This is a genomic window from Enterococcus sp. DIV0755b (assembly GCF_051713765.1).
In the GTDB taxonomy this organism is placed as follows: domain Bacteria; phylum Bacillota; class Bacilli; order Lactobacillales; family Enterococcaceae; genus Enterococcus_C; species Enterococcus_C canintestini.
Genome location: NZ_JBIOQN010000001.1, coordinates 691937 through 718824 on the forward strand (window position 1 = coordinate 691937; position 26888 = coordinate 718824).

The 26888-nt window shown below is 38.1% G+C and carries 26 protein-coding genes; 24 read left to right on the forward strand and 2 right to left on the reverse strand.

What is annotated here, in order from left to right:
* Positions 1 to 40 precede the first annotated feature (40 nt).
* The 11 genes from IGI65_RS03355 (at position 41) to IGI65_RS03405 (ending at position 8987) form a co-directional block, all read left to right on the forward strand.
* The gene (locus IGI65_RS03355; RefSeq protein WP_438773234.1) at positions 41 to 1279 is read left to right on the forward strand and encodes a PIN/TRAM domain-containing protein; all 1239 of its coding nucleotides are present in this window, start codon (positions 41 to 43) and stop codon (positions 1277 to 1279) included.
* Positions 1272 to 1772, forward strand: coding sequence for a 2-C-methyl-D-erythritol 2,4-cyclodiphosphate synthase (ispF, locus tag IGI65_RS03360; protein WP_438773235.1), 501 nt, complete (start codon positions 1272 to 1274; stop codon positions 1770 to 1772). The genes IGI65_RS03355 and ispF overlap by 8 nt, the downstream gene beginning before the upstream one ends.
* Positions 1769 to 3226 (forward strand): glutamate--tRNA ligase, encoded by a 1458-nt coding sequence (gene gltX / locus IGI65_RS03365; protein ID WP_095006118.1) that lies wholly within the window; start codon positions 1769 to 1771, stop codon positions 3224 to 3226. The genes ispF and gltX overlap by 4 nt, the downstream gene beginning before the upstream one ends.
* Before the next feature lie 345 nt (positions 3227 to 3571).
* The gene (gene epsC, locus IGI65_RS03370) at positions 3572 to 4102 is read left to right on the forward strand and encodes a serine O-acetyltransferase EpsC (protein WP_071864395.1); all 531 of its coding nucleotides are present in this window, start codon (positions 3572 to 3574) and stop codon (positions 4100 to 4102) included.
* Positions 4099 to 5511, forward strand: coding sequence for a cysteine--tRNA ligase (gene cysS / locus IGI65_RS03375; RefSeq protein ID WP_412256686.1), 1413 nt, complete (start codon positions 4099 to 4101; stop codon positions 5509 to 5511). The genes epsC and cysS overlap by 4 nt, the downstream gene beginning before the upstream one ends.
* Positions 5508 to 5906, forward strand: a complete 399-nt coding sequence (locus tag IGI65_RS03380; protein WP_071864397.1) for a Mini-ribonuclease 3 — start codon at positions 5508 to 5510, stop codon at positions 5904 to 5906. The genes cysS and IGI65_RS03380 overlap by 4 nt, the downstream gene beginning before the upstream one ends.
* Positions 5896 to 6801, forward strand: coding sequence for a 23S rRNA (guanosine(2251)-2'-O)-methyltransferase RlmB (rlmB, locus tag IGI65_RS03385; RefSeq protein WP_438773236.1), 906 nt, complete (start codon positions 5896 to 5898; stop codon positions 6799 to 6801). The genes IGI65_RS03380 and rlmB overlap by 11 nt, the downstream gene beginning before the upstream one ends.
* Position 6802: 1 nt before the next feature.
* A complete protein-coding gene (locus IGI65_RS03390; RefSeq protein ID WP_438773237.1) occupies positions 6803 to 7330 on the forward strand; it encodes an NYN domain-containing protein in 528 nt (175 codons plus the stop codon).
* Positions 7331 to 7427: 97 nt separating this feature from the next.
* Complete coding sequence (locus tag IGI65_RS03395; protein ID WP_438773238.1) at positions 7428 to 8003, forward strand: sigma-70 family RNA polymerase sigma factor; 576 nt, start codon at positions 7428 to 7430, stop codon at positions 8001 to 8003.
* 75 nt (positions 8004 to 8078) lie between these two features.
* Positions 8079 to 8381, forward strand: a complete 303-nt coding sequence (locus IGI65_RS03400; RefSeq protein WP_180708219.1) for a Veg family protein — start codon at positions 8079 to 8081, stop codon at positions 8379 to 8381.
* 159 nt (positions 8382 to 8540) lie between these two features.
* Positions 8541 to 8987, forward strand: a complete 447-nt coding sequence (locus tag IGI65_RS03405) for a GNAT family N-acetyltransferase (protein WP_438773239.1) — start codon at positions 8541 to 8543, stop codon at positions 8985 to 8987.
* 160 nt (positions 8988 to 9147) lie between these two features.
* Here IGI65_RS03405 and mscL read toward each other — a convergent pair whose 3' ends face one another.
* The gene (gene mscL / locus IGI65_RS03410) at positions 9148 to 9597 is read right to left on the reverse strand and encodes a large conductance mechanosensitive channel protein MscL (protein ID WP_438773240.1); all 450 of its coding nucleotides are present in this window, start codon (positions 9595 to 9597) and stop codon (positions 9148 to 9150) included.
* A gap of 334 nt (positions 9598 to 9931) precedes the next feature.
* Here mscL and yfmF point away from each other — a divergent pair, with 334 nt between their 5' ends.
* The 7 genes from yfmF (at position 9932) to recA (ending at position 17386) form a co-directional block, all read left to right on the forward strand.
* Entirely contained in the window at positions 9932 to 11194 is a 1263-nt protein-coding gene (gene yfmF, locus IGI65_RS03415; protein WP_438773241.1) for an EF-P 5-aminopentanol modification-associated protein YfmF, read from the forward strand.
* Positions 11191 to 12489 carry an EF-P 5-aminopentanol modification-associated protein YfmH gene (yfmH, locus tag IGI65_RS03420; RefSeq protein WP_412256842.1) on the forward strand — a complete coding sequence of 433 codons (1299 nt, stop codon included), beginning with the start codon at positions 11191 to 11193 and terminating at the stop codon, positions 12487 to 12489. Before yfmF ends, yfmH begins: the two co-directional genes overlap by 4 nt.
* A 2-nt stretch (positions 12490 to 12491) precedes the next feature.
* Positions 12492 to 13217, forward strand: a complete 726-nt coding sequence (ymfI, locus tag IGI65_RS03425) for an elongation factor P 5-aminopentanone reductase (RefSeq protein WP_071864404.1) — start codon at positions 12492 to 12494, stop codon at positions 13215 to 13217.
* Positions 13218 to 13237: 20 nt separating this feature from the next.
* Positions 13238 to 14155 carry a helix-turn-helix domain-containing protein gene (locus IGI65_RS03430; protein WP_071864405.1) on the forward strand — a complete coding sequence of 306 codons (918 nt, stop codon included), beginning with the start codon at positions 13238 to 13240 and terminating at the stop codon, positions 14153 to 14155.
* A 32-nt stretch (positions 14156 to 14187) separates the two neighbouring features.
* Entirely contained in the window at positions 14188 to 14766 is a 579-nt protein-coding gene (gene pgsA, locus IGI65_RS03435; protein ID WP_412256701.1) for a CDP-diacylglycerol--glycerol-3-phosphate 3-phosphatidyltransferase, read from the forward strand.
* Between the two features lie 135 nt (positions 14767 to 14901).
* Positions 14902 to 16143: a competence/damage-inducible protein A gene (locus tag IGI65_RS03440; RefSeq protein WP_438773242.1), complete on the forward strand. Its 1242-nt coding sequence runs from the start codon at positions 14902 to 14904 to the stop codon at positions 16141 to 16143.
* 205 nt (positions 16144 to 16348) lie between these two features.
* The gene (gene recA / locus IGI65_RS03445; protein ID WP_071864408.1) at positions 16349 to 17386 is read left to right on the forward strand and encodes a recombinase RecA; all 1038 of its coding nucleotides are present in this window, start codon (positions 16349 to 16351) and stop codon (positions 17384 to 17386) included.
* A 147-nt stretch (positions 17387 to 17533) separates the two neighbouring features.
* Here recA and IGI65_RS03450 read toward each other — a convergent pair whose 3' ends face one another.
* Positions 17534 to 19120, reverse strand: coding sequence for a C39 family peptidase (locus IGI65_RS03450; RefSeq protein ID WP_438773243.1), 1587 nt, complete (start codon positions 19118 to 19120; stop codon positions 17534 to 17536).
* A 341-nt stretch (positions 19121 to 19461) separates the two neighbouring features.
* Here IGI65_RS03450 and IGI65_RS03455 point away from each other — a divergent pair, with 341 nt between their 5' ends.
* The 6 genes from IGI65_RS03455 (at position 19462) to IGI65_RS03480 (ending at position 26850) form a co-directional block, all read left to right on the forward strand.
* Positions 19462 to 20406, forward strand: coding sequence for an ABC transporter permease (locus IGI65_RS03455; RefSeq protein ID WP_071864410.1), 945 nt, complete (start codon positions 19462 to 19464; stop codon positions 20404 to 20406).
* 13 nt (positions 20407 to 20419) lie between these two features.
* Positions 20420 to 21346 (forward strand): carbohydrate ABC transporter permease, encoded by a 927-nt coding sequence (locus tag IGI65_RS03460; RefSeq protein WP_071864411.1) that lies wholly within the window; start codon positions 20420 to 20422, stop codon positions 21344 to 21346.
* An 18-nt stretch (positions 21347 to 21364) separates the two neighbouring features.
* Entirely contained in the window at positions 21365 to 22834 is a 1470-nt protein-coding gene (locus IGI65_RS03465; RefSeq protein ID WP_071864412.1) for an ABC transporter substrate-binding protein, read from the forward strand.
* A gap of 204 nt (positions 22835 to 23038) precedes the next feature.
* Positions 23039 to 23653 carry a YesL family protein gene (locus tag IGI65_RS03470; RefSeq protein ID WP_438773244.1) on the forward strand — a complete coding sequence of 205 codons (615 nt, stop codon included), beginning with the start codon at positions 23039 to 23041 and terminating at the stop codon, positions 23651 to 23653.
* A complete protein-coding gene (locus tag IGI65_RS03475) occupies positions 23646 to 25373 on the forward strand; it encodes a histidine kinase (RefSeq protein ID WP_438773245.1) in 1728 nt (575 codons plus the stop codon). The genes IGI65_RS03470 and IGI65_RS03475 overlap by 8 nt, the downstream gene beginning before the upstream one ends.
* Positions 25366 to 26850 (forward strand): response regulator transcription factor, encoded by a 1485-nt coding sequence (locus tag IGI65_RS03480; protein WP_438773246.1) that lies wholly within the window; start codon positions 25366 to 25368, stop codon positions 26848 to 26850. Before IGI65_RS03475 ends, IGI65_RS03480 begins: the two co-directional genes overlap by 8 nt.
* Positions 26851 to 26888 lie beyond the last annotated feature (38 nt).

Sequence of the window (26888 nt, forward strand, 5' to 3'; positions counted from 1 at the left end):
CCTTTTCTATTTAGCAGCAAAAAATCGGAGGAGTTTTGTTATGCAACGACGGATCATTATTGTTTTAATGGTCGTAGCTGGCGCTAGCTTGGGGGCTTCATTTTTACCCATGGCGTGGGATACGATTGGCTTAACTGGCAACCAGTGGCTAAATAACCCCTTTACCAACATTTTGATTGGCGCAATTATTTTCTTTTTATTCGCGTTGGTATTGGAACGGTATATTTCAGCTGGATTGTCTTATATTGAGAAAAAATTGAGTGAAATTAGTTTAACCTATCTGCTCTTTGGGGCAATTGGTACCATTATTGGGTTAATGATTGGGATGATTATCTCCATTCCCTTATATAATTTGAACATTCCATTTGTGACTAGCTTTATGCCCTTTTTCGTGATGATTTTATTGGGGTATTTTGGTTTCCAAGTTGGGGTGACGCGGATTGACGAGTGGAAAAAGATCTTTACTCCCAAATCGAAAAAAAATGACGAAACCCAACAACAGATTTTAGAGCGTAAAGCAGGGGATACTTTTCACCGTTATAAAATTTTAGATACAAGTGTCATTATTGACGGGCGCGTTTATGACATTGCTAAAACTGGCTTTTTAGAAGGTACGATTTTAATTCCGAATTTTGTTTTGTATGAATTGCAATATATTGCCGATTCTGGGGATAGTCTAAAACGGGTACGAGGACGGCGCGGCCTTGATATTTTAAACGCGTTACAAAAAGAAGAAGATATCTCAGTAGAAATGTATGACGGTGATTTTGAAGATATTCAAGAAGTCGACAGCAAATTATTGAAGTTAGCCAAACTTTTAGATGGCGTTGTCGTCACCAATGACTACAACTTAAACAAAGTAGCGGAGTTTCAAAATGTGCCAGTTTTAAATATTAATGCTCTAGCAAATGCTGTAAAACCAGTAGTGATCCCAGGGGAAACTATGGATGTCTTATTAGTAAAAGCCGGAACAGAACGCCAACAAGGGGTTGCTTATTTAGATGACGGTACGATGGTCGTAGTTGAAGACGGCCAACATTATATGAATGAACGCATTAAAGTCGTAGTGACTAGCGCACTTCAAACAGCAGCTGGACGTATGATTTTTGCCAAGCCAGCACATTCAGGGCGGGGTATTGATGATGTGAAACCAGAAACTACAGCAACTGATTTAGAGCAAGCAGAAAGTAGTGACCATACGCAAAATAATAGCAATCAGAAACAAAACCAGCAAAATGGGAATCAGAAAAATCGGAATAAAGGCCGTAAAAATGCTTAGAGTTGGTCAAGGTTATGACTTACATCCTTTAGTTTTAAACAGGCCACTCATTTTAGGCGGCGTTACTGTTTTTCATCCTGACAACCTGGGACTTGCAGGTGTAACCGATGGGGATTGCTTAACCCATGCAATTATCGATGCCATTTTAGGTGCTGCAGGTTTAGGCGACATTGGTCAGATGTTTAAAGCTACTGCTGCAACGGTACAAAATGCCGATTCGACTCACTTATTGGCGATAGTTTTACAAAAAGCGTGGTCGCTTGGCTTTACTATTCACAATATTGATTGTACAATTCTAGCTGAACAGCCCAAACTTGCGGACTCTATTTCCAAAATGCGGCGAGTGCTTTGTGAAATTTGTCAGTTAGAAGAAAATCAGCTTAGTATTAAAGCCACAACAATGGAACAATTAGGGCCTGTTGGTCGCAATGAAGCAATTGCGGCAATGGCTGTTACCCTACTTGAAAATAATTCGAAGGAAGCGATTAGATGACGAAAATTCGCGTGCGTTACGCACCAAGCCCAACTGGACATTTACACATTGGTAATGCCAGAACTGCGCTATTTAACTATTTATTTGCCCGCCACAACGGCGGAGATTTCATTATCCGCATTGAAGATACGGATACCAAACGCAATATTGAAGACGGAGAAAAAAGTCAGTTAGATAATTTGAAATGGTTAGGGATGGACTGGGATGAATCTCCTGCAAATCCTGGTGAATACGGCCCTTATCGTCAATCAGAAAGAGCTGAAATTTACCAACCATTAATCGATCAACTGCTAGCTTCTAACCGTGCTTATAAATGTTACTGCACGCCAGAAGAATTAGAAGCAGAACGAGAAGCGCAACGTGCCCGTGGTGAAATGCCTCATTATTCTGGTAAATGTGCCCATTTAACACCAGAAGAACAAGCGCAAAAAGAAGCGCAAGGTTTAACACCTGTGATTCGTTTCCGTGTACCAAAAAACACAGAATTCAAATTTCACGACATGGTCAAAGGGGAAATCTCTTTTGAATCGGATAATGTTGGTGGCGACTTTGTTATTCAAAAACGCGACGGCATGCCAACTTACAACTTCGCCGTAGCAGTCGACGATCATATGATGAAAATCACCCACGTTTTGCGCGGGGATGACCATATCGCCAATACACCAAAACAATTAATGATTTATGACGCTTTTGGTTGGAAAGCGCCAGAATTTGGTCACATGACCTTAATCATTAACTCTGAAACAGGTAAAAAACTAAGCAAACGGGATGAATCAATCCTACAATTTATCGAACAATATCGCGAATTAGGTTACTTGCCAGAAGCAATGTTTAACTTTATTGCTTTACTTGGTTGGTCACCAGTGGGAGAAGATGAAATCTTTAGCCAAGATGAATTAATTAAGATGTTTGATCCGAACCGTTTAAGTAAATCACCTGCGGCTTTTGACGCCAAAAAATTAGAATGGGTAAACAACCACTACATTAAAGCGATGGACTTAGACGTTTTAGTAGAAATGTGCTTACCATATTTGCAAAAAGCAGGTCGCATCTCCACAGATTTATCTGCTGAAGAACTAGAACGCGTGAAAAAAATCGTGGCCTTGTATCAACCACAAATGAGTTATGCTGCTCAAATCGTGGAATTATCTGAACTCTTCTTTACTGAACATCCTGTTTTAGACGATGCAGCAAAAGAAGTTTTAGCTGGCGAAACAGTGCCGCAAGTCTTGTCTGCTTTTAAAGCAAAACTTGAAGCAATGGATACAGTGGATGCCCCAAGCGTAAAAGCTGCGATTAAAGAAGTACAAAAAGAAACAGGCGTGAAAGGCAAGAACTTATTTATGCCAATTCGCGTCGCTGTTTCAGGCCAAACTCATGGCCCAGAATTACCAGATACTGTTGAACTTTTAGGCAAAGAAAAAGCTTTAGCTCACCTAGAACAAGTTTTATAAGACACGGTTTACAGGAAGTTTTAATCAGTAAACGATTGGAATTTGGTAAAAGCATGAGGTTTAATTAAATAAATAGGCGTTGATTAGACGAAGTACTGCGGGATTTTCTAAAGAGAGGTTACTAAGCTGGTGGAAAGTAGCTGAGATGAAGCAGGAAATGCACCTAGGAGCTAGCTTTATGCCGTTTTGTGGACGTTACCCACTCTTGAGGACCCAATTTTATAATTGGGTCAAATGAAAGTGGAACCACGCCCAAAGCGTCTTTTAAATAAGGAAACTTATTTAAAGGGCGCTTTTTTATTAATAGCTACTAAAATATCTTAATATAAAAAAGGATGTGACACGATGGGATGGGGGAGACGTGCGATTCAAGCGGCCAAGGAAAATGATCCGGCGGCCCGCCACACATTGGAAATTATTTTGACTTATCCGGGTATTCATGCTTTGTTTTGGCATCGCTTTGAACATTTTTTATACAATCACAAGCTGTTTTTATGGGCACGAATCAGTTCCCAATTTCAACGCTTTTTAACGGGCATTGAGATTCATCCTGGCGCCAAAATCGGCGACGGTGTGTTCATCGATCACGGCATGGGTGTTGTGATTGGCGAAACGGCAGAAGTCGGCGATGACGTCGTTTTATTTCATGGGGTCACACTAGGTGGTACCGGAAAACAAGCCGGTAAACGGCACCCTACGATCAAACAAGGAGCGATGATTTCAGCGAACGCTCAAATTTTAGGCCCGGTGACGGTGGGTAAAAATGCCAAAATTGGGGCAGGGGCAGTTGTTTTAAAAGATATTCCAGATGATGCAACGGCAGTAGGAATTCCAGCGAAAGTTGTGCGAATTGCAGGAAAGAAGGTTGAAGTATGATTAAGATATATAACACCATGACACGACAAAAAGAAGAGTTTAAACCAATTGAAGCAGGCAAAGTGCGGATGTATGTTTGTGGTCCGACAGTCTACAATTACATTCACATCGGCAATGCGAGAAGTACGATTGCCTTTGATACGATTCGGCGCTATTTTGAATACCGCGGTTTTACGGTCAATTACGTTTCCAATTTTACCGATGTCGATGACAAAATCATTCGTGCCGCCAAAGAGTTGGGAGTAACCGCACCAGAAGTAGCTGAGCGTTTTATTCACGCTTTTGAAGAAGATACTAATGCTTTAAATGTCGAACCCGCAACGTTACATCCACGAGTAATGGACCATATTCCAGATATTATCGACTTTATTTCGGTTTTAGTGGCAAAAGGGTTTGCTTATGAAGCAAATGGCGATGTTTATTATCGGACTCGTAAGTTTGAAAATTACGGTAAATTAAGTGATCAGTCGATTGATGAATTAGAAGTTGGCGCTAGTCAAAGAACAGGTGCAGAACAAGACGTTAAAGAAGACCCCTTGGATTTTGCTTTATGGAAAAGCGCCAAACCAGAAGAAATCGCTTGGGATTCTCCGTGGGGATTGGGCCGTCCGGGCTGGCATATTGAGTGCTCGGTAATGGCGACCAAACATTTAGGAGACACCATTGATATTCACGGCGGTGGTCAAGATTTGGAATTTCCTCACCATGAAAATGAGATTGCTCAAAGTGAAGCCAAAACAGGCCACACCTTCGCCAATTATTGGATGCATAATGGTTATGTGACAATCGGTGAAGATGATGAAAAAATGAGTAAGTCATTGGGGAATTTTGTGACCGTGCATGATTTAATTCAAAAAGTTGATCCACAAGTATTGCGCTTTTTTATGGCGACCACCCAATACAGGCGCCCGATTCGTTACAGTGAAGCGACTTTAAAAGACGCTGCCAATAACTTGCAACGCTTAAAAACAGCCAGTGAAAATGCGAACTTCCGTTTAACAACTGCTCAAGCAACTTTACCAACTGATACGGTCAAATTGGCAGAATTAGCGGAACTGGAAAATCGTTTCGTTACAGAAATGGACGATGATTTTAATGCCGCAAATGGTGTAACGGTGCTTTATGAACTGGCAAAATGGCTGAATACTTATACTGAACAAAGTGAAGTATCAAAAGCTGTTTTAGATGCAGCTACTGAAAAATTACACGCTTGGCTAGCTGTTTTTGGGATTTATTTTATTAGTAATGAGTTATTAGACGAAGATATTGAAAAATTAATCAGTGAAAGAATAGAAGCTCGCCAAAATAAAGATTTTGCCCGTAGTGATGAAATTCGCGATCAATTAAAAGAACAAGGGATTATCTTGGAAGATACTGCCCAAGGTACCCGTTGGAGAAGAGAAGCATGAGAGATTACACACAATTAAATGGTTTAGCACTAGCGTATGTGGGCGATGCGATTTATGAAGTTTATATTCGCGATTATTTGGTTGCTACTGGTCAAACTAGGCCCAATCAATTACACAAACAGGCGACCCACTATGTTTCGGCAAAAGCCCAAGCTTTCTTAATGAATGAAATGTTGACGGCAGAAATTTTATCAGAAGACGAAGAGCTGTTTTATCGCCGCGGACGTAATAGTAAAAGTCACACGAGTGCGAAAAATGCTGATATTACCACGTATCGCATTGCGACAGGCTTTGAGGCTTTAATGGGCTATCTGCACCTCACCAAACGACAAGAACGCTTAGAAGAACTAATAGACTGGTGTATCAAGAAAGTAGGTGAAACAAATGGCAAATAAACGAGCAGACAAAGCGACTAAAAAGCAGCGGACAAATTATGGTGCAAATGATAAAAATCGCCGTGGCAAAAACTTCGCTGAAAAAGGTAATCCGCGTCATAAAAAACACGCTGATTTTAAAGCCAATGTAAAAAATGATAACGTAGAAAACGGGGCCGTAACAGAAGTAAATGAGAATTTTGTTTTTGGTCATCATGCCGTAGTTGAAGCGTTAAAAGCAGGTCGAGGAAATAAATTATTTTTAGCAGAAGATGCCAGAGGCGATAAAATCGAAGGATTGAAAACTTTAGCCACAGAACAAGCTGTCCCAGTCAAATGGGTACCAAAAAGCAAGCTAGATACGATGAGTGACAGTGGGGTTCATCAAGGCATGGTTTTAGCAATCACACCTTATGAATATTTGTCTCTTACTGAACTACTAGAAAGTACCAAAAAAGAAAATCCTTTTTATTTAATTTTAGATAACTTAGAAGATCCCCATAATTTTGGCTCTATTTTACGGACAGCGGATGCGGCTGGCGTAGATGGCGTGATTATACCAAAACATCGTGCAGTTGGGATTACACCGATTGTCGTTAAAACTTCTACTGGTGCCGTCGAATATATGCCAATTGCACGGGTCACAAATTTAAGCCAAGCTGTTCAACAATTAAAAGAAGCAGGCTTTTGGATTTTTGGTACTGCAATGGAAGGCACAGATTACCGCCAGTGGAACGCCAAAGGGAAAATTGGTTTGATTATTGGCAATGAAGGTAAAGGAATGAGTGCTGGCTTAATGAAAGCCGTCGATGAACTTTTAACTATTCCAATGGTAGGGCACGTCCAAAGTTTAAATGCCAGTGTTGCGAGTGGCCTTTTGATTTATCAGGCTTTCAGCCAACGGGCAGGTGAATAGTGTGAAAAAACAACTATTGATTGTCGATGGCTATAATATGATTGGCGCTTGGCCAGAACTTGTGTCGTTAAAAAAAGCTGAAAAACTAGAAGACGCCAGAGAAACATTGCTTAGTTTGCTGTCAAATTATGCCAAATACGAAGGTTTGGAGATTATCGTCGTTTTTGATGCCCAGTTTGTACCAGGAATTACACAGCGTTATACCAAATATCAACTGCAAGTTATTTTCACCGAAGAAGGAGAAACCGCAGACAGTTACATCGAACGTGTCGCCGGTGAGTTGAATAATGCCTTAACGCAGGTGACTGTAGCAACCAGTGATTTAGCAGAACAGTGGGTAGTCTTCTCGCAAGGAGCCTTAAGAACTTCTGCTCGCGAGTTGTATAAGGCGGTGCAAAAAACTAATAAATTAATTTCAGAACATCAAGAGGATTTAAAGTTTACGAATTTTCGCCGCAACTCTCCTTGGAATGAAGCACAACTTTCTGATTTACAGCAAAAACTACAGGAACTAAGTAAAAAGAGTTAAAAAAATTGTGTTGCGAATTAGCCCACCAGATGAAACTGGTTGGGCTTTTTTTCGTGGTACAGTCAAAAAGCAAGAGACTTTGGGAGGAGGCATTAAAATGATTTCAACAGATTTTAACCCCCAAGCAGTTTTGGCCCAGATGGAAGTTTTTGACCGCCTTTTTTATGAGTATCGGCCCGTGATTTATAAGGTGATGGGGCGCTATTATTTGCGCGACTTTGATTATGATGACTGGCTGCAAGAAGGTCGCATTAGTTTCTTTTATTCCCTCTATTATTATGATAGGAGCCGCGGAGTGTCTTTTGGCACCTTTTTTAAAACCAATTTTGAAAATAAAATAAAAAGTGAATTGCGAAAACAAGGAGCGTATAAAAGAAAAGGAATGGTAGAAGCAATCTCACTGGAGGAAAAAATTGCGCAAGAAGGTCCGGATTTTTTAGTTGCCTATAACCAAAGTATCGTTTTGGCAGAAGAACAACTCCTTTTAGAAGAGGAGTTATGGGAGACTTTTCGTTTATTATCAGGATTGGAAGCGGATGTATTAAAAGCTTATTTAAGAGGAGAACACCTAGACTATTACGCCTATAAAACTGCCGTTAGTTGTCAAAAAATTTCTTGTGCATTGGAACGTGCGCGGCGAAAATTACGCAAATATGTGAAAATTATTAGTTGAAATTTTTTTGAAAATAGCACCTTTTAAAAAGTAAAAAAATAACGGAAAATTCGCTATTGAAACGACAAAAAATTTATGATAAACTTGAAATTTTCAGAAAAATGTGATATAATGGTAGATGAGGTGAATGCGATGCCAACAACTTTAGCTTCTATCAAAAAAGATTTAGAATGTCGTATCGGCAGTGAAATCATGCTGGTAGCTCAAACTGGTCGTAAACGTCAAACCGAACGCAAAGGGATTCTAACTGAAACGTACCCTTCTGTTTTCGTCGTTGATTTAGATCCAGAAGAAAATTCCTTTGAACGCGTTTCCTACAGTTACTCAGATGTTTTGACACGAACTGTCGAAATCGAATTTTTAGGAGAAACAATATAAAAAATTACGAAGGCTCAATTGAGCTTTCGTATTTTTTATATTCTGTCAGCGGGCTTTTTTAGAGCCTTCAAAGTAAGCAAAAAAGTGAGCGACTGCAATTTACAAAAGTGTTTCAAACGCAGCAACTAAAGTAAGCGGTAATAAGAAAGAGGTGGCCAAATGGAATATATTGTAAAAAATTTCAACGAACTAACAACTAAAGAATTTTATCAAATTGCAAAAGAGCGGGTAGCTGTTTTTGTAGTGGAACAAAACTGCCCCTATCAAGAGATTGATGAAACAGACGAAGTAGCTTTGCATACGTATTTTCTAAGTGAAAATGGTGAAATTGCTGCTTATACGCGGATTTACAGTGAAAATGAGACAGTACATTTTGGTCGCGTGTTGGTCACAAAAGCATTTCGCAAAACCGGCTTAGGTAAAAAAGTCGTAGCCAAAACGTTGGCAGTCATTGCCGAAAAATTTCCAAATCAAAAAGTTGTTATCGGCGCCCAAGCTTATTTACAAGATTTTTATGGTGAATTTGGCTTTCAGGCGATTTCAGAAGTGTATTTAGAAGATGATATTCCCCATATTGATATGGAGCTTGCAGAAATTTCACTTTGATAAAAGCAAATAAGAAAAGTAAAGAGTTACTCATGCGGGCAACTTATAAATGGTAAATTAGCATTAATAAATTGTCCGATAAATTTTAATCCTAACAAAAACCTTGACCACAGCGCATGAATCATGCCTTTTGGCCAAGGTTTTTTACTTGTGTATTTTATTAGTATTCAGAGTTATTTAGGTCTTCGCGCGCCTTTTTAGTTGCAGGGCCGCCTTGGGCTTCTAGTAAATCGCGAATATCTTTTAAATAGTCTTCAGCAGTAATTTCTGGTTCTTCTTCGACTTCTTCTTTATGACGCAGTTCTTTAGCACGGTTGGCAAATTTTACAATGATAAATAAGACAAAACCAGTAATAATAAAGGTAATAATAGCACTCACAACACTACCAAATTCGAATTTGACACCGTTAATGCGCACGTCTAAAACATTCATAGCTGAGTCCAAGTCGCCTTTTTTGGTAAACAAAGAAACAATTAGTCCAATCAGTGGTGTAATTAAACCTTCAACGACTTGATTGACAATGCTTGTAAAAGCACCCCCGATTACAACCCCAACGGCTAGGTCTAAGACATTCCCCCGCATTAAAAACTCTTTGAATTCTTTAATCATCTGTTTTACCCCTTTCTTTTTATGGTAATCAAAAGTAATGCCATAAAATTTTCACTTAGTCCGAAAAATCTGCATGAAAATGCGGATTACTAAAATTAGTATAACGAAGATTTTTAAATATTTGAAATAATATGAAACAAAAGGACAAATAGGCGTAAAATCAATGTTTAGCTAAGGGCTATGCTATAATTAGAGTGATGTCTTGTTACAGCTAGTTAATTTTACTTTCTCCCATTTTGCGGGAAGTATTATTTTTTTAATCAAAAAAAGCAACAATAAGAATTGCAGTTTTCTGTAATTGACAGCTAAAAATTATTTGATAAGGAGTATCTATATGTCAGTTGAATTAGGCAAAGGTATCAATCTTGAAGTGATACCAACGAAAAAGTATAAGACAACCCGGATTTTAATCCGTTTTTCAGCCCGTCATAGTGAAAAAACGGCAGCAGCCCGTACTTTGTTGACTAGCTTATTAGAAACCAACAGTTTAAACTACCCCACTCAAAATGAATTGAGTACGCGATTAGCCGAACTTTATGGTGCGAGTTTTGGTGTCAGTGTAGCCAAAAAAGGCAATTTGCACCAAGTGAATGTGGGGATGTCACTTGTTAATGGCAGTTATGTTGGTAAAGAGAATCTTTTAAACGAAGCGGTGGCTTTTTTACAAGAGATTTTATTTGCCCCCAATGTAAAAGATGGCGCTTTTGATGAAAAAACATTTGCTACTGAAAAAGAAAATTTACTGGCTTATTTAAAGAGTATGAAAGAAGATAAGCAAACTTATGCTTCTTTACGCCTCCAAGAATTGTTTTTCCAAAATGATGCCGATCAAAAAGTTCCAAGCTTTGGCACCGTAGCGACTGCAAAAGACTTAACCGCAACAGATTTAGTGGCAGTCCACCAAAAGATGCTAAATGAAGATTACATTGATATTTTTGTGATTGGCGATGTGGAACCAAAAAACGTGCAAGAAATTTTTGCCAAAATGCCTTTTTTAAATAGTGAGCGGGTCAAACCGGAAATTTTCTTTACGCAAAGTCACAGCAATATTATTAACGAACACGTTGAATACGACCAAGTCATTCAAGCTAAATTGAATTTAGCTTATCAAATCGATACGTATTACGGTGATCCCAGCCGTTTTGCTTTAATGGTTTTTAATGGTTTATTTGGTGGATTTCCCCACTCTAAATTATTTATGAACGTCAGAGAAAAAGAAAGTTTGGCTTATTACGCTTCTTCTTCTTTTGATTCTTTTCGCGGTTTGTTAAAAGTTCAGACGGGAATTGATCAAGAAAAAAGAGAAGCGGTTTTGCATTTGATTAATGAACAGTTGGAAAGCCTACGCCAAGGAGAAGTTACACAAGAAGAGTTGGCGCAAACAAAAGCGATGTTAAAAAACCAATATCTACTTTCTCTTGATAACCCGCAAGCTTTAATGGAAAATGCTTATTTGGATTTGTGGTTACCGCATACTAAGATGTCTGAAGAAGCCTTTATTGCTGGTATTGATGAAGTAAGTATTGAAGCGGTAAAGAAGATCGCGTTATCAGTCAAACTAAAAGCAATTTATTGTTTGGAAAGGAGTGAGTCATAATGAAAAAAGTATATGAAAAAATTAACGAAACCTTATATAGCGAAGTGCTTCCGAATGGTTTAACTGTTTATTTATTACCAAAACCGGGCTATCACAAAACTTATGGCCTTTTTACCACCGATTATGGCTCAATTGACAACCGTTTTATTCCCCTTGGTCAAGAAGAATTTATTACTGTCCCTGATGGCATTGCCCATTTTTTAGAACATAAATTATTTGAAAAAGAAACAGGTGACGTTTTCCAAGATTTTGGCAAACAAGGGGCTTCTGCCAATGCCTTTACCAGTTTTACTAAAACCAGTTATCTTTTTTCGGCGACAGATAATATTGAATTAAATCTGACAACTTTACTGGATTTTGTCCAAGAACCTTATTTTACTGAAGCAAGTGTCAATAAAGAAAAAGGGATTATCGCCCAAGAAATTCAAATGTATCAAGACGATCCTAATTGGCGTCAATTTTTTGGCATCATTAACAATTTATATCCCAAACACCCACTTCACATTGATATTGCTGGCACGGTGGAGAGTATTGATGAAATTACAGCAGAAGATTTGTATACGTGCTATCACACTTTTTATCATCCTAGCAATATGAAATTGTTTGTAGTGGGAAATATTGAGCCTGAAAGCATCATGGCCTTAATTAAAGCCAATCAAGCTGCCAAAGATTTTCCAATTCCCCAACCAATCAAACGGGAATTTCCGGCTGAAACACTGACAGACATTAAAAAGTCTGATCGCTTAGAAATGCCGGTGACACGGGCAAAAGGAATTTTGGGCTTAAAGATGTTGACGGCAGATTTACCACAGGATAATCGTGAGCTGTTGCGTTTTAAAACCGCTGCTAGTTTATTGTGGCAACTCCTTTTAGGCACCACCTCTAAAAATTATTTGAATTTATATGATGCCGGTGTGATTGATGATACTTTTGGTTATGAATTTAATTTAGATCGGACTTTTTGTTTTGCTGATTTTGGTGGCGATAGTGATAATCCAAAAGAGCTGACAAAAGCTGTAACCGCCATTTTATTAAACTACGGTAAAGATCCAGAAATTAATGAAGCTAATTTAAACTTATTGAAAAAACGTATGCTAGGCAAATTCTTCCAGTCTTTGAATTCTTTAGAGTATATCGCCAATCAATTCAATCAAAATTTGTTTGGTGACTTAACGCTTTTTGATTTGCCAGAGATTATTCAATCGATCACTTTAGAAGATATTTATACTTGTGGTCAGCGTTTAATAAAAGAAGAGGCGCTGAGTGAATTTTTCATGTATCCTAAGGAGGATTAAGCATGAAAAGCGCGCTTATTATGGGAGCTAGTGGTGATATTGGCGAAGCTATTTGCCGTGCCTTAGCTAAAGATGGTTGGTCATTATATTGTCACTATTATCGCCATGAAGAAAAAGTATTAAAATTTGTTAGCGACTTAAAGGAAACCTATCCCCAGCAAGATTTTTTTATGGTATGCTTAGATATGCTAGAAACCCCCGCTATTCCGTCATTTTTGGCGAATTTATTTCAAGTGGATGGCATTGTTTTTGCCGCCGGTTTTACCAAATATGGTTTGCTTTGTGAACATACGCAACAAGATATGCGTCAGTTATGGCAAATTCACTTGGAAACGCCACTGCTTATTTTGCAGGGCTTAGAAGAAAAATTGCGGCGTTCTAGCCGACCAAGAATTGTTTTTGTCGGTTCGGTTTATGGTTTAGCCGGCAGTAGCTTAGAGACTGTTTACAGTGCGGTTAAAGGGGCACAACAAAGTTTTGTTAACGCCTATGCAAAAGAGGTCGCCGCTAACGGCTGTACCGTCAATTGCGTTGCCCCAGGAGCAGTAGCGACGAAAATGAACGCAGCTTGGTCACCTGCTGAATTAAAACAATTAACAGAAGAAATCCCGCTAGGAAGACTAGCATACGCCAAGGAAATCGCGGCAGTCGTAGCTTTTTTGTTTCAATCAGACGCTCAGTATATTACTGGTGCGACGATTCCTGTAACAGGAGGCTGGCTGCAATAAAGACTGGAGAGAATGTGTAAGTGGCAAATGAAGCAACAACTATCGGCGCAAGATTACGGCAAGCCCGTTTAAATAAAAATATTTCATTAGATGAATTGCAACAAATAACTAAAATACAAAAACGCTATTTAGAAGCAATTGAAAGTGGTGACTTTGAGGCGCTACCGGGTTCTTTTTATGTGCGCGCTTTTGTCCGGCAATATGCCCAAGCAGTAGGAGAAGATGGGGAAAAATTAGTGGCTGTTTTAGCGGGGAAAGAATCTTTAACACCGCCACCGCCTAAAAGACCGCAACCAGAAACTGTCCAAGGCTCAAGGAAATCACTACATGTCGAAGAAGAAACGGGTAGTCCCATTATGCGATTGCTACCGGTTATTTTCTTTGGTTTAGTAGCTCTTGTGATTGTAGTAATCGTATTTTATATGACGTGGCAAGATCGTAACAACCAAGATGCGCTAATTGCAGCGAATTCTTCGGTCACGGTTGAACAACTGGCAACGCAAAGTTCGACTAAAGCTTCTGAATCGACCTCTGAGTCTAAAAAACAGACAGAAAGTACGACTGAAGAATCAACCACTGAGTCAACAAAAGAAAAAGAAATGGCCGTTAAATTAGATAGCAATACGCAAAGTGATGCTGTTTTTAGTTTGACCGATGCAAAAGCGCCCATTAAATTAGACTTTATTGGCAGTGCCAATGGTCCTTGTTGGATTGGGGTGTTAGTGAATAACGGCTATGTTTATCAATATACCTTACAAGCAGGTGAAACGCAGTCAACAACTTTACCTGAAGGTGCTACAAATGCTACGATTGTTTTAGGAGCAAGTGGCAATTTGACAATTAAAGCCAATAGCAAAGATTTAAACTATACGGATCCTAATATTCCTTCCTTACGAAAAAATGTGACATTAAACATTGCATATCAAAAAGCAGATTAGGCAGTTTTAAAGTAGAAAAGGAGATTATTCAATTGAATTTACCCAATAAGTTGACGGTGATTAGAATCTGTATGATTCCACTATTTATCTTGATTTTAGTTTTACCGCTAGATTTTGGTACGCTAACTGTAGGGACTACTGTGTTACCTGTAACCCACTTAGTCGCTGCAATCATTTTTGCTGGTGCAAGTTTCACAGACTGGTTAGACGGACACATTGCCCGTGCCCAAGGTTTAGTGACAAATTTCGGCAAATTTGCTGATCCTTTAGCAGATAAAATGTTGGTGATGACCGCATTTATTTTACTAGTAGATTTAAACAAAGCTCCCGGCTGGGTTGTAGCCATTATCGTCTGTCGGGAATTAGCGGTAACGGGACTGCGTTTATTATTAGTTGAAGGTGGCGAAGTAATGGCTGCCGCTTGGCCAGGGAAGGTTAAAACAGCGACGCAAATGCTCGCGATTATTTTCCTATTTTTAAATAATATTCCGTTTAATTTAATCGGAGTTCCAGTCGATCAGATTTTACTTTATGCTTGCTTAATCTTTACGATTTATTCAGGTGTGGATTATTTTGCTAAAAATACGGCTGTCTTTAAAGGTTCTATGTAAATAATCTAAAATAATGTGCGGGGAAAGTTTATTGAATTGCTCCCCTATTAAAATGAGGTGCTGTGAAATGAATTTAATTTTGCAGCACCTCGTTGTTTTTTTACGTAACTGCGTATATGAAAGTGAGTAATTAAAATGAAAGCTGAAATTATTGCTGTCGGAACAGAAATTTTACTCGGTCAAGTTGTCAATACAAATGCCACTTTTCTTTCTGAAGAATTAGCAGATTTAGGCATTGAAGTCTATTATCATAGCGTGGTGGGAGATAATCCTGCACGGTTAGAAAGCTTATTAAAAATCGCAGATCGCCGCAGTGATCTTGTTGTTTTATGCGGTGGTTTGGGACCTACAACAGATGATTTAACAAAAGACGTCGTCGCCTATCACGTAGGTCAACGCTTAGTTGAAGATTCAAATGGACGTAAAGAATTAGAGGCTTTTTTCACCCGTGCCAAAAGAGAAATGACAGAAAATAATTTAAGGCAAGTATTGGTTTTTGAAGACGGAATCGCTTTACCAAATGAAACCGGGCTTGCAGTTGGTATTTTTTATCAAAGTCCAACTACTGCTTTTTTACTTTTACCTGGTCCACCATCTGAATTGCGCCCGATGTTTTTGCATCATGGCAAAGCACTACTACAAGAAAAATTTCCACAACAAGAGCAATTAATTTCTCGGGTCTTGCGCTTTTACGGCATTGGCGAATCAAAACTCGTCACGCAATTAGCTACGCTCATCCAAAAGCAAACGAACCCCACCATCGCCCCTTATGCCAAGCCCAACGAAGTGACGTTGCGCTTAACGGTTAAAACAGATGATGAAAAGAGTGGACAAAAATTATTAGATGAAACAGAAGCTAAAATTAAAGAGGAGGTGGGAGAATATTTTTACGGCTACGGCGAGGAAAATTCTCTGGAAGCAGTTGTCGTGAAATTGTTGCAAGAAAAAGGTTGCAGTGTCACCGCAGCTGAAAGTTTAACTGCCGGTCTCTTTCAAGGGACGTTGGCAAATGTCAGTGGTGCCTCCGAAATTTTTAGTGGTGGTTTTGTAACGTATGCCAAAGAACAAAAAGAAAAATTATTGCAAATTGATCCTGCTTTACTCGCAGAAAATGGTGTGGTTAGTGAAGCCTGTGCCAAAGCCATGGCGCAAAATGCCAGAGCGATTGTAGGAGCAGACTACGCTTTAAGTTTTACTGGTGTCGCCGGTCCTAATGAATTAGAAGGGCAACCAGCCGGGACGGTTTGGATTGGTTTAGCTAGTGAAAAAGGCGTTGTTGCCCATTTGTATCACTTCACGCGAGATCGAAGTTATGTACGTCACAGTGCTGTAATGGCAGGATTAGATTTATTGCGTCGCGCTGTTTTAGCCCAATAAAAAGACAAATACGAACAAAAGATTAATATCCTTTAATATGCGAAAATACGTTCGCTTTTTCTTGCTTTTTTTAGATAGAAAGGCTATTATTAAACAGTAGTTAAGAGATAATTCTCTTAGTAGTTGCTGTGTTTTTATTTTTTAGATTGTGTCGCTTCACCAGCTGAAGCTTTTTTCTAGATGAAAGATAATGGAGGGAATTTATTTGGCAGATGATCGCAAAGCAGCCTTAGATGCTGCATTAAAAAAGATTGAAAAAAACTACGGTAAAGGTGCCGTAATGAAATTAGGAGAAAAGGCAGATCAACAAGTTTCTACGATTCCAAGTGGCTCACTTGCATTAGATGTTGCTTTAGGTGTGGGTGGCTATCCACGGGGACGGATTGTTGAAATCTACGGCCCTGAAAGTTCTGGTAAAACAACCGTTGCTTTACACGCCATTGCAGAAGTGCAAAAAAATGGCGGGACAGCAGCTTTTATTGATGCTGAACATGCTTTAGATCCATTATATGCGCAAAAATTAGGCGTTAATATTGATGAATTATTACTATCACAACCAGATACCGGTGAACAAGGATTAGAAATCGCGGATGCTTTGGTTTCCAGTGGTGCAATTGATATTGTCGTCGTCGATTCCGTTGCCGCTTTAGTACCACGGGCAGAAATTGATGGTGAGATGGGGGACGCCCACGTCGGGTTACAAGCACGTTTGATGTCACAAGCGTTGCGTAAACTTTCTGGCTCAATTAATAAAACCAAAACAATCGCAGTCTTTATTAACCAAATTCGTGAAAAAGTCGGTATCATGTTTGGTAATCCTGAAACAACTCCTGGTGGACGCGCGTTGAAATTCTACGCAACGATCCGTCTTGAAGTTCGTCGGGCTGAACAATTAAAATCAGGTACCGATATTATTGGGAATAGAACGAAAATCAAAGTCGTTAAAAATAAAGTTGCGCCACCTTTTAAGGTAGCTGAAGTTGACTTAATGTATGGTCAAGGTATCTCACAAGAAGGCGAGCTTTTGGATATGGCCGTTGAACAAGATATCGTTGATAAAAGCGGTGCTTGGTATTCTTATCAAGGCGATCGTATCGGCCAAGGCCGTGATAACGCCAAAAACTATATGAAAGAACATCCTGAAATGAAAGCAGAAATCTCCACTCGTGTGCGGGAAGCTTACGGGATTGGCGATGGTAGTGAAGTTCCAGAAAAAGCTCAAGAAGAGTTACCTTTAGATTAATTAAAAAAGGTTGTGATAAATTTTTATCGCAACCTTTTTTGTTTTTATTTTTTTTTGCAAAAACGTATTTTTTGTTACTGCATACGTTTATGACATCTTTTTAGTAGAATTTATTGAAAGAAAATGGTTTGGGGAGAAATACCTGTATTAACGAACACTAACAGCGAAATGGGAAACGTTATATGCTGTCTCAAAGTTTTTTGCCGTAATCCAACTTGGTCCGAAGACGGGATCAACGACATGATAAAAACCATTTTTATAACCATCCATAGTAACAACATGGCGATTCCAAATCGCATCACCCCAAAAAAGGTGTTTATGTTCAGCTGGCTCAAAAGCATAAGTAACCCATACGATAACTGGATTTTGGTTTGCTACTTCATTTTTCAACGTTTGAACGGTAGCGCCAGTCAGATTTACTAACTTACCCCCATTTTTATTCCCCCATTTAACTACTGGTGCAGGATTCATACCTTGATACGTACCATTAACGTTATGTCGCCATTCGCCAGAAAAGCCATTATTGGGATTATTGTTAGGCGAAACTGGCATCGATTTGACAAAAGTCATTAAATTTTGTTTTGTCGCAATTCCTTTATAATGTAGTGCTTCTAGCAGTGAGGCACCTTCACATAACATAGTATTACCTTGGTTGATAAAAGGGACACCCAATAAAACTACTTTATCAGGCTTAGGAGCAACTGTAATTACAGTTGCGCTACTATTAATATAGCCTAACCACATTCCCTTTGAATTGTATAAAGAATAATATGTTGCTCCGTTAAAGTGGTGATAATAACCTTTAGCGAGAATTGTTTGCTTAGCGATGCTATTGGCCGAACTTTTGAATTGCCAACTAAAGTTGCGCCAGACTGTCCAATTTTTAGTGATTTTAACGTATTTATTTAAACTGTGGTAATAACCTTGTGGGGCCACTTCTTTCACGCCACTTGAATTGAAATAGCCTAGCCACTTATTGTTATTATCATAAAGTGAGTAATAAGTCGCACCGTTAAAATGTTTGTAGTAGCCACTTACTTTTACAACGCGATTATTAAGTGTAGCGGCTTTATATTTAGATTGACCGTTAAAGTTATTCCATATTGTCCAAGTCGGCTTCGTGACGGTGACATATTTTGTGGTGGCATGCCATAAACCTTGGATGGGAACTTTTTTGGTTGCATCAGCATTCAAATAGCCAACCCATTTATCTTGATTATTATATAAAGAGTAGTAGGTAGCTCCATTTTGGTGAAGATAAACAACTTTTACATGCAATAATGTATTGATATAACTGGCGCTAACCGCGCGTTTATGCCAAGAAAAATTTGACCAAATGGTGTAGTTCTTATTGGTAATTTGAATGTAAAAATTTGCTCCTTTTGCCTTGACGGGACTACTTGCTACTATCTTTTTAACAACGGATTTGGTAGTACTATTTTTTTGCGGTTCATTTTTTACTACTGTTGTTGTTTTAATTAGTGGACTGACTTTTTCTTTACCGGTAGAATTTGCTGTAATTTGTTCTGCAGTAGAAATTGTAGCTAGTGGAGTAGAGCTACTACTTCCAACGGAGCTACTTTCAAAACTACTATTACTATCGGGACTACTAGATTGTGTAAAAGAATCAGTACTGCTGGTGGACTCTATTGTCTTTGCTTGAGTTGACATAGGAACCAGGCTTAAGGCGATTAATAATAACAAACCACTTAAAAACATCTTCTTATTTTTCATTTTCTTAACTCCAACCTTTACCGTGTTTTCAAACGGTTGTTATTATACACCTGCTTTAAACATACGGAAAATAAAAATCATCCACATGTTTATATAGAAGATATATCTTTATTGAGACGACAATTTAATTAGTAGTCATTTTATTTCGAGTTCGTCTTGTTGCTTGAGAGCTACCCGCTGCCTTTTGCTTTTCCTATAAAAAAGATATATCTTTTCTAAAATTTGTTGCATCTTATCTAAAGTTTGTTCCTTACTTCTTATAATTGAAAGCGGTATTATTACTACGTCAGGAAGGTGACAAGCGTTGTCTTCTATGCAGAAAAACATAAGGAGGTCTAAAGATGAAGAAAAGAAAAAAAGTGGGCTTTTGGCAAAATGTGTGGCGCTATAAGGCTTTGATTTTAATGGCGTTGCCGGGTTTTGTTTGGTTTATCTTTTTCTTTTATATACCAGTCTTTGCCAATGTGGTGGCGTTTAAAGATTTCCACATTTCACCAAATGGCTTTATTGACAGTTTGGTAACGAGTAAGTGGGTTGGCTTTGAGAATTTCAAATTCTTATTTGCTTCAAAAGACGCTTGGCTGATTACCCGTAATACGATTGCTTACAACGTAGTTTTCTTAGCTTTTAACTTATTTTTCGCGATTGCTTTTGCAATTATTATGAGTGAATTACGGAACAAAAAATTGGTGAAAGTGTATCATACGATGTCTCTTTTACCTTACTTTTTATCTTGGGTTGTAATCGGTTACTTCTTATACGCCTTCTTAAGCCCAGATAAAGGGATTTTCAATTTGTGGTTAACCAACCATGGTAAAAACCCAGTGAACTGGTATACAGATCCAACTTGGTGGCCGCTAATTTTTGTTGTCATGAATGTCTGGAAGAGCTTAGGTTATAACAGTATCATCTACTATGCTTCTGTGATGGGGATTGATCCAACATATTATGAAGCTGCAATGGTGGATGGGGCTTCTAAATGGCAACAAATTAAAAATGTTACCATTCCACAAATTGTCCCAATGATGATGGTCTTGTTGATTTTAAACATCGGCGGTATTTTTAGAGCAGACTTTGGGATGTTTTATAACTTGCCACGAAATAATGGTGCGTTATACCAAGTAACGTCAGTTTTAGATACTTACATCTATAACGGCTTAACCGCTACAGGGGACATTGGGATGTCTTCAGCCGCTAGTTTGTATCAATCAGTGGTCGGGGCAATCTTATTATTAGGCACAAACTTTGTGGTTCGTCGAATCGAACCAGATTCAGCATTATTCTAAGGAGGAGCGACACATGGGTAAAAAAGAAAAAGTTTCAAAAGTGGAAATTCGTTCCTTTAGTCCCACAGTTAATATTATCTTTAATATCTTGATTGCGTTATTTGCAATTTCATGTGTGTTACCGTTTTTCTTTGTTGTGATGATCTCACTGACAGAAGAACATTCACTAGCAGAATTAGGCTATCGTTTTTGGCCCAAAGAATTTTCAACCGCAGCGTATTCTTACATTTTTGCTGGCCAAATGAGTTCAAAAATCTTCCGTGCTTTTGGCGTAACGATTTTTGTAACGGTTTTAGGGACAGTGGTAAATGCTACCATGACATCACTTTATGCGTATGTGATTTCGCGGTCGAATTTTCCTTTCCGTCGGTTCTTTACCGTTTTTGCTTTAGTGACGATGCTTTTCACACCAGGGATGGTAGCAACGTACTTAATTGTCAGCAACATGCTTTATTTAAAAGATACAATTTGGGCATTGATTTTACCGATGGCATTGGGACCTTTTAATATTTTAGTGATGCGTACTTTCTTTATTAAAACAGTGCCAGATAGTATTATTGAATCGGCTCGGATTGATGGGGCAACAGAATTACGAATTTTTACAAAAATTGTCTTACCTTTAGCAGTACCAGGGATTGCGACGATTAGTTTATTTGCTGCTTTAGGTTATTGGAATGACTGGTTTAACGCATTACTTTACATTCAAAATGACAACTTGGTACCTTTGCAATATTTATTGATGAAAATTCAAAGTAATTTGGATTTTCTAGCCAAAAATGCAGGCATGGGGGCGCAAATCCAAGGTGGACTTGCAGCGTTACCTTCAGAATCTGCCCGCATGGCAATCGTTGTGGTTTCAACATTACCGATCGCATTGACATATCCGTTTTTCCAAAAATATTTTGTCGGCGGATTGACAATCGGCGGAGTGAAAGAATAAGAGAGTGGAGGAGAAATAATGAAAACGTGGAAAAAAGTGCTAGGTGTCAGTGCATTGGCATTGATGACAGCAGGGTTAGCTGCTTGTGGTAGCCAAAAAGATGCTTCATCAGACTCAGGATCAAGTAGCGACTCAAAAACATTATTAATGTATCAAGTCGGGGACAAACCAGAAAATTACGATGAATTAATGAAGATTGCCAACAAACGCATTAAAGAAAAAATTGGTGTAACCGTCGACTTACAATATATTGGGTGGGGCGATTGGGATAAGAAAATGCCAACCATCATTAACTCTGGTGAAAGTTATGATATTGCGTTTGCTTATCAATATGTTGCCAATGCCCAAAAAGGCGCTTTTGCTGACTTAACCGAATTATCACAAAAATATGCCAAAGATTATATGGATCAATTACCTGAAATGTACAAAAAAGGTAATGAAGTAGACGGCAAATTATACGCAATTCCAGTTTATGGCAATGCGTGGGCACAACAAGTTTTAACTTTTAACGATCAATATGTGAAAAAATATAACTTGGATATTTCAAAAGTAGACGGATCTTATCAATCAGCCACTGAAGTATTGAAACAATTCCATGAAAAAGAACCAAATATTGCTGCTTTTGCAATTGGTCAAAGTTTTAACGCTTCTTCAAACATGGACTTCCCATTAGGAAAAGACTATCCATTTGCGGTTCGTCTAGATGCTGAAGGTGCACCAAAAATTATTAACCAATATGAAGACAAAGAATTCCAAGACAACTTGAAAACATTGCATGAATGGTACAAAGAAGGTTTAATTCCAACTGATGCAGCTACTAACACAACTGGCTTCCCATTAGAAGGTAACACTTGGTTTATGCGGGAAGAAACCCAAGGACCAATGGATTACGGCGATACAATTTTACGTAATGCTGCACAACAAGATTTAACTTCACGTCCGTTAACACAACAATTGAAAACGACAAGTCAAGCGCAAATGGCAAACTTTGTTGTTTCTAATACTTCTAAAAACAAAGAAAAAGCAGTTGAATTCTTAAACTTGTTAAACACTGATCCTGAATTATTAAACGGTTTAGTTTACGGTGTTGAAGGCAAAGCTTGGGAAAAAGTTGGCGATGACAAGTTGAAATTACTAGACGGCTACAAACCAAACGAACACATGGCCGCTTGGAACACTGGTAACAACATGATTTTATACACGCAAGATACAATTACAGACGAACAAATCAAAGAACGTGATGAAAGTATTGAAAATGCTAAAACTTCACCAATCTTAGGTTTCAACGTTAAAACAGATAATTTCAAAACCCAATTATCTAGCATCATGAACGTCATGAACCGCTATAAAGCAAACTTAAATACTGGTTCAATCGACCCTGAAAAAACTATTCCAGAAATGGTTGCTGAATTGAAAAAAGCAGGTTGGGACGATGCGCAAAAAGATATGCAAAAACAATTGGATCAATTTGTGAAAGATAACAAATAATTAATTTAAAAGTATTATTGTTTAGAAATTGTCAGCGGTTGCGATTATTTGCTATCGCTGACTTTTCTAATCAGAAAAGTATGGTAAAATTTGGTGGTTAAAGCTGAGGTGATAACAGGATTGTTATTTCAGCTGTGATTATCAAAATAGTTATATTTATAACGAAATAAAAATTTGGTAAATGAAGATAAAGGAGTTTTTAAAATGGTAAGTAGCGGTATTCAACGTCTTTTTTACGTAGTCTGGATGATTATCAAATTAAATTTATATTTTGTTTTATTTACCTTAATGGGCGGTGTCCTTTTTGGGGCGGGGCCTGCTTTTCAAACGATGACTGATTTATTGATGGAACATGGTATTGATTATCAGCAAGTAACTTTTAAAGGCTTTATGAGCCAATGGCGTAAAAACTTTAAACGAAGCAATGTTCACTTTTTACTTTTTGCTGGGATTAGTTTTTTTCTGGGCTATAATTTATATTTATCTGCCCAAATTCAAGGCTTACTATGGTTAGTCATTGATTTTGTCTTAGTCTTTGTTTTGTTATTATTAACAGTTTTTTATTTATATGTGATCCAGTATGAAACAAAATATGAGATTACGCATTTTAATTTATTCAAATTGGCTTTTATCAGTGTCTTTTTAAACTTTAGTGCCTTTTTGAAAGTGTTATTTGGTTTAATTTCGATTTTGGTGTTGACTTGGTTCTTTAAAGGGCTGTTGTTGTTTGCTACTTTTGCACTGATTGCAGTTTGGAGTGGCTTTGCAACAAAAGACAATCGCTTTATGGTCGCACGAAAGTTGGCGCAACATGGCTAAATTTTTAGCTCGTTTTGATAAGGGCAAATATTTAATGAATCGCTTGATGCAAATTTACAGCCTTCTGTTGGTGGGAGTTATCCTGCTGACGGTGGCTGCTTTATGCGTTTATACAGCAGATAGCAATTACCGTAAATTAAACAGTGATTTAGTGGGGTTGGAAAATCGTGTGGTGAATTCAGTAGAAGATAATAATGACACGATGAGTTTTATTTATATGGAGTTGGCAGGTTCCAATACCGCCATTGAAAATGTCAGACAGTACTTGAATTTGTCTGCTGCGGATTATTTTGAGTATACGCAAGATTCTTGGCTAGCCTACCAGCGGGACACCCGTATCTCTGAGACAATTAACGGTTTTTTTAACGCTTTTAACGATTTGGAGCAACTTTATGTGACTCTTGATGGTTCATCTAGTTATTTAATGGCCGATAAAAACAATCATAATGGCCGCAAGTTACAAGGCAAAATGCCAACTAAAAGCGGTTTTGTTATTACTCGTCCGATTGTCGATCAATATGGATCTAAAATGGTGGGCGAAATTTCTGCTGTCTTTTCTCGGGCGGCAGTGTTGGGCATGTTGGAAGATTCCATGGTAGCAGATGGCATGGATGCTTATATTTTTGATAATGCCAATAATCCGATGTTTACGACCCATAATCAGTTGAGTCAAAAAGACTACCAAAAATTAGTGAATGCTATTGAAAATAAACAACCCATCCCCTCAAGTATTAACAAAAAATATTACGTTTTACAAAGAAAAACTAGTCGCGATCTTTCCTATGTTTTACTCGCTAGTAAAAAAGTGTTGTGGCAAAAAAATCTGCGTACTTTTGCGATTGCAATTTTAGTTGGGTCTGGACTAGCTGCCATTTTACTTACAACGTTAAAACGAACCTTTAAACGCTATTTCCAACAAATTGAAACGATTGTTGGTATTACGCACAGTGTCGCAGAAGGAAATTTAAAAGAACGCATTGACGTTTCCAAAGTTCAAGATGAATTATATGATCTATCTGAGGCGATTAATTTTATGATCGCCAGTCTAGATCAATATATTCGCGATAATTATGACTTGGAGATTAAACAACGCGATGCCCACATGCAGGCGCTACAATCGCAAATTAATCCTCATTTTCTATATAACACGTTAGAATATATTCGGATGTATGCTTTAAGCAAACAACAAAAAGAATTAGCAGATGTGGTCTACGCTTTTTCCGCGCTTTTGCGCAACAACACCACTCAAGAAAAAACTACGACGCTAAAAAAAGAACTTTCTTTTTGTGAAAAATATGTCTACTTGTATCAAATGCGTTATCCTGATCGTGTCGCCTATAACTTTACAATTGAGCCCGCTTTAGAAGGTCTGATTATTCCCAAATTTACGATTCAACCGTTGATTGAAAATTATTTTGTCCATGGCATTGACTATACGAGAAACGATAATGCGATTAGTGTTAAAGCGCATTTTGTGGATGATGATATTGTTATTTACGTCATTGATAACGGCAAAGGAATGACGCCTAAACGGCTTTTGGAGGTTCAACATAAGCTGAAACAACCTGAGCTTGAATCACAAAGCTCAATTGGGATGCATAATGTCTATACCCGCTTACAAAATACTTTTGGAATGGCATTTAGTATGACAGTAGCATCTGAGATGGGTAAAGGCACCACTCTGACGATTAAAATCAAAGGAGGCCATCATTTTGTATAAAGTAATGCTCGTTGATGATGAATATATGATTTTAGAAGGTTTAAAACAGATTTTACCGTGGGAAGAACTTGGATTTGAAATCGTTAAAACAGCCCGCACCGCAGCAGAAGCGCTGGCCTATTTAAAAGTAGCACCGGTGGATTTGGTTATTAGCGATATTACCATGCCAGAAATGTCTGGAATCGAGATGATTGATACCGCCTATAAACGGGGCGATAAGTTTGCGGCGATTTTTTTATCCGGTTATCAAGAATTTGAATACGTCAAAGAAGGAATTCGCCTTGGTGTGAAAGACTATTTGGTTAAACCTGTCGACCAAGAAGAACTCTTAGAGATTGTCGAAAAAATTAAAGTGGAGCTTGATAAAACCATTCAGCAACAAGAAAAAGAGCAATTAGTACTGGAAAATAGTTTAAGTCGCTGGCTAAACGACGAATTAAATGAAACGGACTTTTTTGCTTTAATGGCGCATTTTGATACCAATCCTTTGGGGCCATTTACGGTCATTAAAATTTTAAGCGATTCAGACATTTTACTGGCGATTGGAAAAGAAGCCAAAAAAATTGGACAGCCTCTGATTATTTCAGGAGGGCCGCAACAACACCAACAAATAATTTTAATTTTTGATGGTGCTGGTGAAAAAGTTTTACAATTTTTAGCCTATTTAAAACGCCAATATCCTAAAAATTTGAAAATTTTCGTTGGCGAAACTATTCAAGAATGGGAAAATTTATACGAAAGTTATGAAAAAGTATTACAGATCGAAGAATTAAATGATTTTTATCCGGACTTATTGCCAACTTCTGCCGCTGATTTGGCTGAAGAAATCGGAGAGAGTGAATTTTCCTTTTTGGCTTTCAATAAATCATTAATGATTGGTGATCAAAAAACGATTCAACAAGAGCTAGATGCCATTTTTGAAGATGCGGTTATCCGACAATTGCAACCGGAAAATGCGCGTTATATTGCCTTTTTACTTTTTACTGATATTTCGCGCCAATATCCAACTGCTACAAAAGACATTTACGAAGAAACAATTGAAAAAATTCGCCAAAGTCACACAGTCTATCAGTTAAAAGAACTCTTAGAAGATGTCTTGCAAATGGCCAAACGCCAACCAGTTGAAAAACAATTTTCTGAAATGACGCAAAAAGTAATCGAAATCGTGCAAAAAGATTATCGTCAAGATTTAACCTTAAAGCTAGTTGCAGATAGGCTTCATCTAAATGCCGTTTACCTCGGACAAGTGTTTAAAAAGGAAATGCACAATAGTTTTTCCCAATATTTAAATCAAATTCGCATTAAACGGGCCCAGCAGTTGCTGCTTCATAGTAACTTAAATATTAATGAAATCGCCGATGAAATTGGCTACAACAATACAAATTATTTTTCAAAAATGTTCAAAAAATTAAATGGTATTACCCCCAAAGAATTTCGTGATGCTTATCATGGGGATTATGCTGATTTAAAAAGTTAACAAATTTTTTGCTAGAAGCAAGAAGTAGGAGGCAACAT

What these genes read in the sequence shown, in the direction of transcription:
- yfmF (WP_438773241.1), top strand. Translation starts at nt 9,932, where the DNA reads ATGTCAGTTGAATTAGGCAAAGGTATCAATCTTGAAGTGATACCAACG.
- ispF (WP_438773235.1), top strand. Translation starts at nt 1,272, where the DNA reads ATGCTTAGAGTTGGTCAAGGTTATGACTTACATCCTTTAGTTTTAAAC.
- cysS (WP_412256686.1), top strand. Translation starts at nt 4,099, where the DNA reads ATGATTAAGATATATAACACCATGACACGACAAAAAGAAGAGTTTAAA.
- IGI65_RS03450 (WP_438773243.1), bottom strand. Translation starts at nt 19,120, where the DNA reads ATGAAAAATAAGAAGATGTTTTTAAGTGGTTTGTTATTATTAATCGCC.
- IGI65_RS03455 (WP_071864410.1), top strand. Translation starts at nt 19,462, where the DNA reads ATGAAGAAAAGAAAAAAAGTGGGCTTTTGGCAAAATGTGTGGCGCTAT.
- IGI65_RS03395 (WP_438773238.1), top strand. Translation starts at nt 7,428, where the DNA reads ATGATTTCAACAGATTTTAACCCCCAAGCAGTTTTGGCCCAGATGGAA.
- ymfI (WP_071864404.1), top strand. Translation starts at nt 12,492, where the DNA reads ATGAAAAGCGCGCTTATTATGGGAGCTAGTGGTGATATTGGCGAAGCT.
- IGI65_RS03440 (WP_438773242.1), top strand. Translation starts at nt 14,902, where the DNA reads ATGAAAGCTGAAATTATTGCTGTCGGAACAGAAATTTTACTCGGTCAA.
- mscL (WP_438773240.1), bottom strand. Translation starts at nt 9,597, where the DNA reads ATGATTAAAGAATTCAAAGAGTTTTTAATGCGGGGGAATGTCTTAGAC.
- IGI65_RS03470 (WP_438773244.1), top strand. Translation starts at nt 23,039, where the DNA reads ATGGTAAGTAGCGGTATTCAACGTCTTTTTTACGTAGTCTGGATGATT.
- gltX (WP_095006118.1), top strand. Translation starts at nt 1,769, where the DNA reads ATGACGAAAATTCGCGTGCGTTACGCACCAAGCCCAACTGGACATTTA.
- IGI65_RS03465 (WP_071864412.1), top strand. Translation starts at nt 21,365, where the DNA reads ATGAAAACGTGGAAAAAAGTGCTAGGTGTCAGTGCATTGGCATTGATG.
- epsC (WP_071864395.1), top strand. Translation starts at nt 3,572, where the DNA reads ATGGGATGGGGGAGACGTGCGATTCAAGCGGCCAAGGAAAATGATCCG.
- rlmB (WP_438773236.1), top strand. Translation starts at nt 5,896, where the DNA reads ATGGCAAATAAACGAGCAGACAAAGCGACTAAAAAGCAGCGGACAAAT.
- IGI65_RS03400 (WP_180708219.1), top strand. Translation starts at nt 8,079, where the DNA reads ATGATAAACTTGAAATTTTCAGAAAAATGTGATATAATGGTAGATGAG.
- IGI65_RS03475 (WP_438773245.1), top strand. Translation starts at nt 23,646, where the DNA reads ATGGCTAAATTTTTAGCTCGTTTTGATAAGGGCAAATATTTAATGAAT.
- IGI65_RS03405 (WP_438773239.1), top strand. Translation starts at nt 8,541, where the DNA reads ATGGAATATATTGTAAAAAATTTCAACGAACTAACAACTAAAGAATTT.
- IGI65_RS03355 (WP_438773234.1), top strand. Translation starts at nt 41, where the DNA reads ATGCAACGACGGATCATTATTGTTTTAATGGTCGTAGCTGGCGCTAGC.
- IGI65_RS03460 (WP_071864411.1), top strand. Translation starts at nt 20,420, where the DNA reads ATGGGTAAAAAAGAAAAAGTTTCAAAAGTGGAAATTCGTTCCTTTAGT.
- IGI65_RS03380 (WP_071864397.1), top strand. Translation starts at nt 5,508, where the DNA reads ATGAGAGATTACACACAATTAAATGGTTTAGCACTAGCGTATGTGGGC.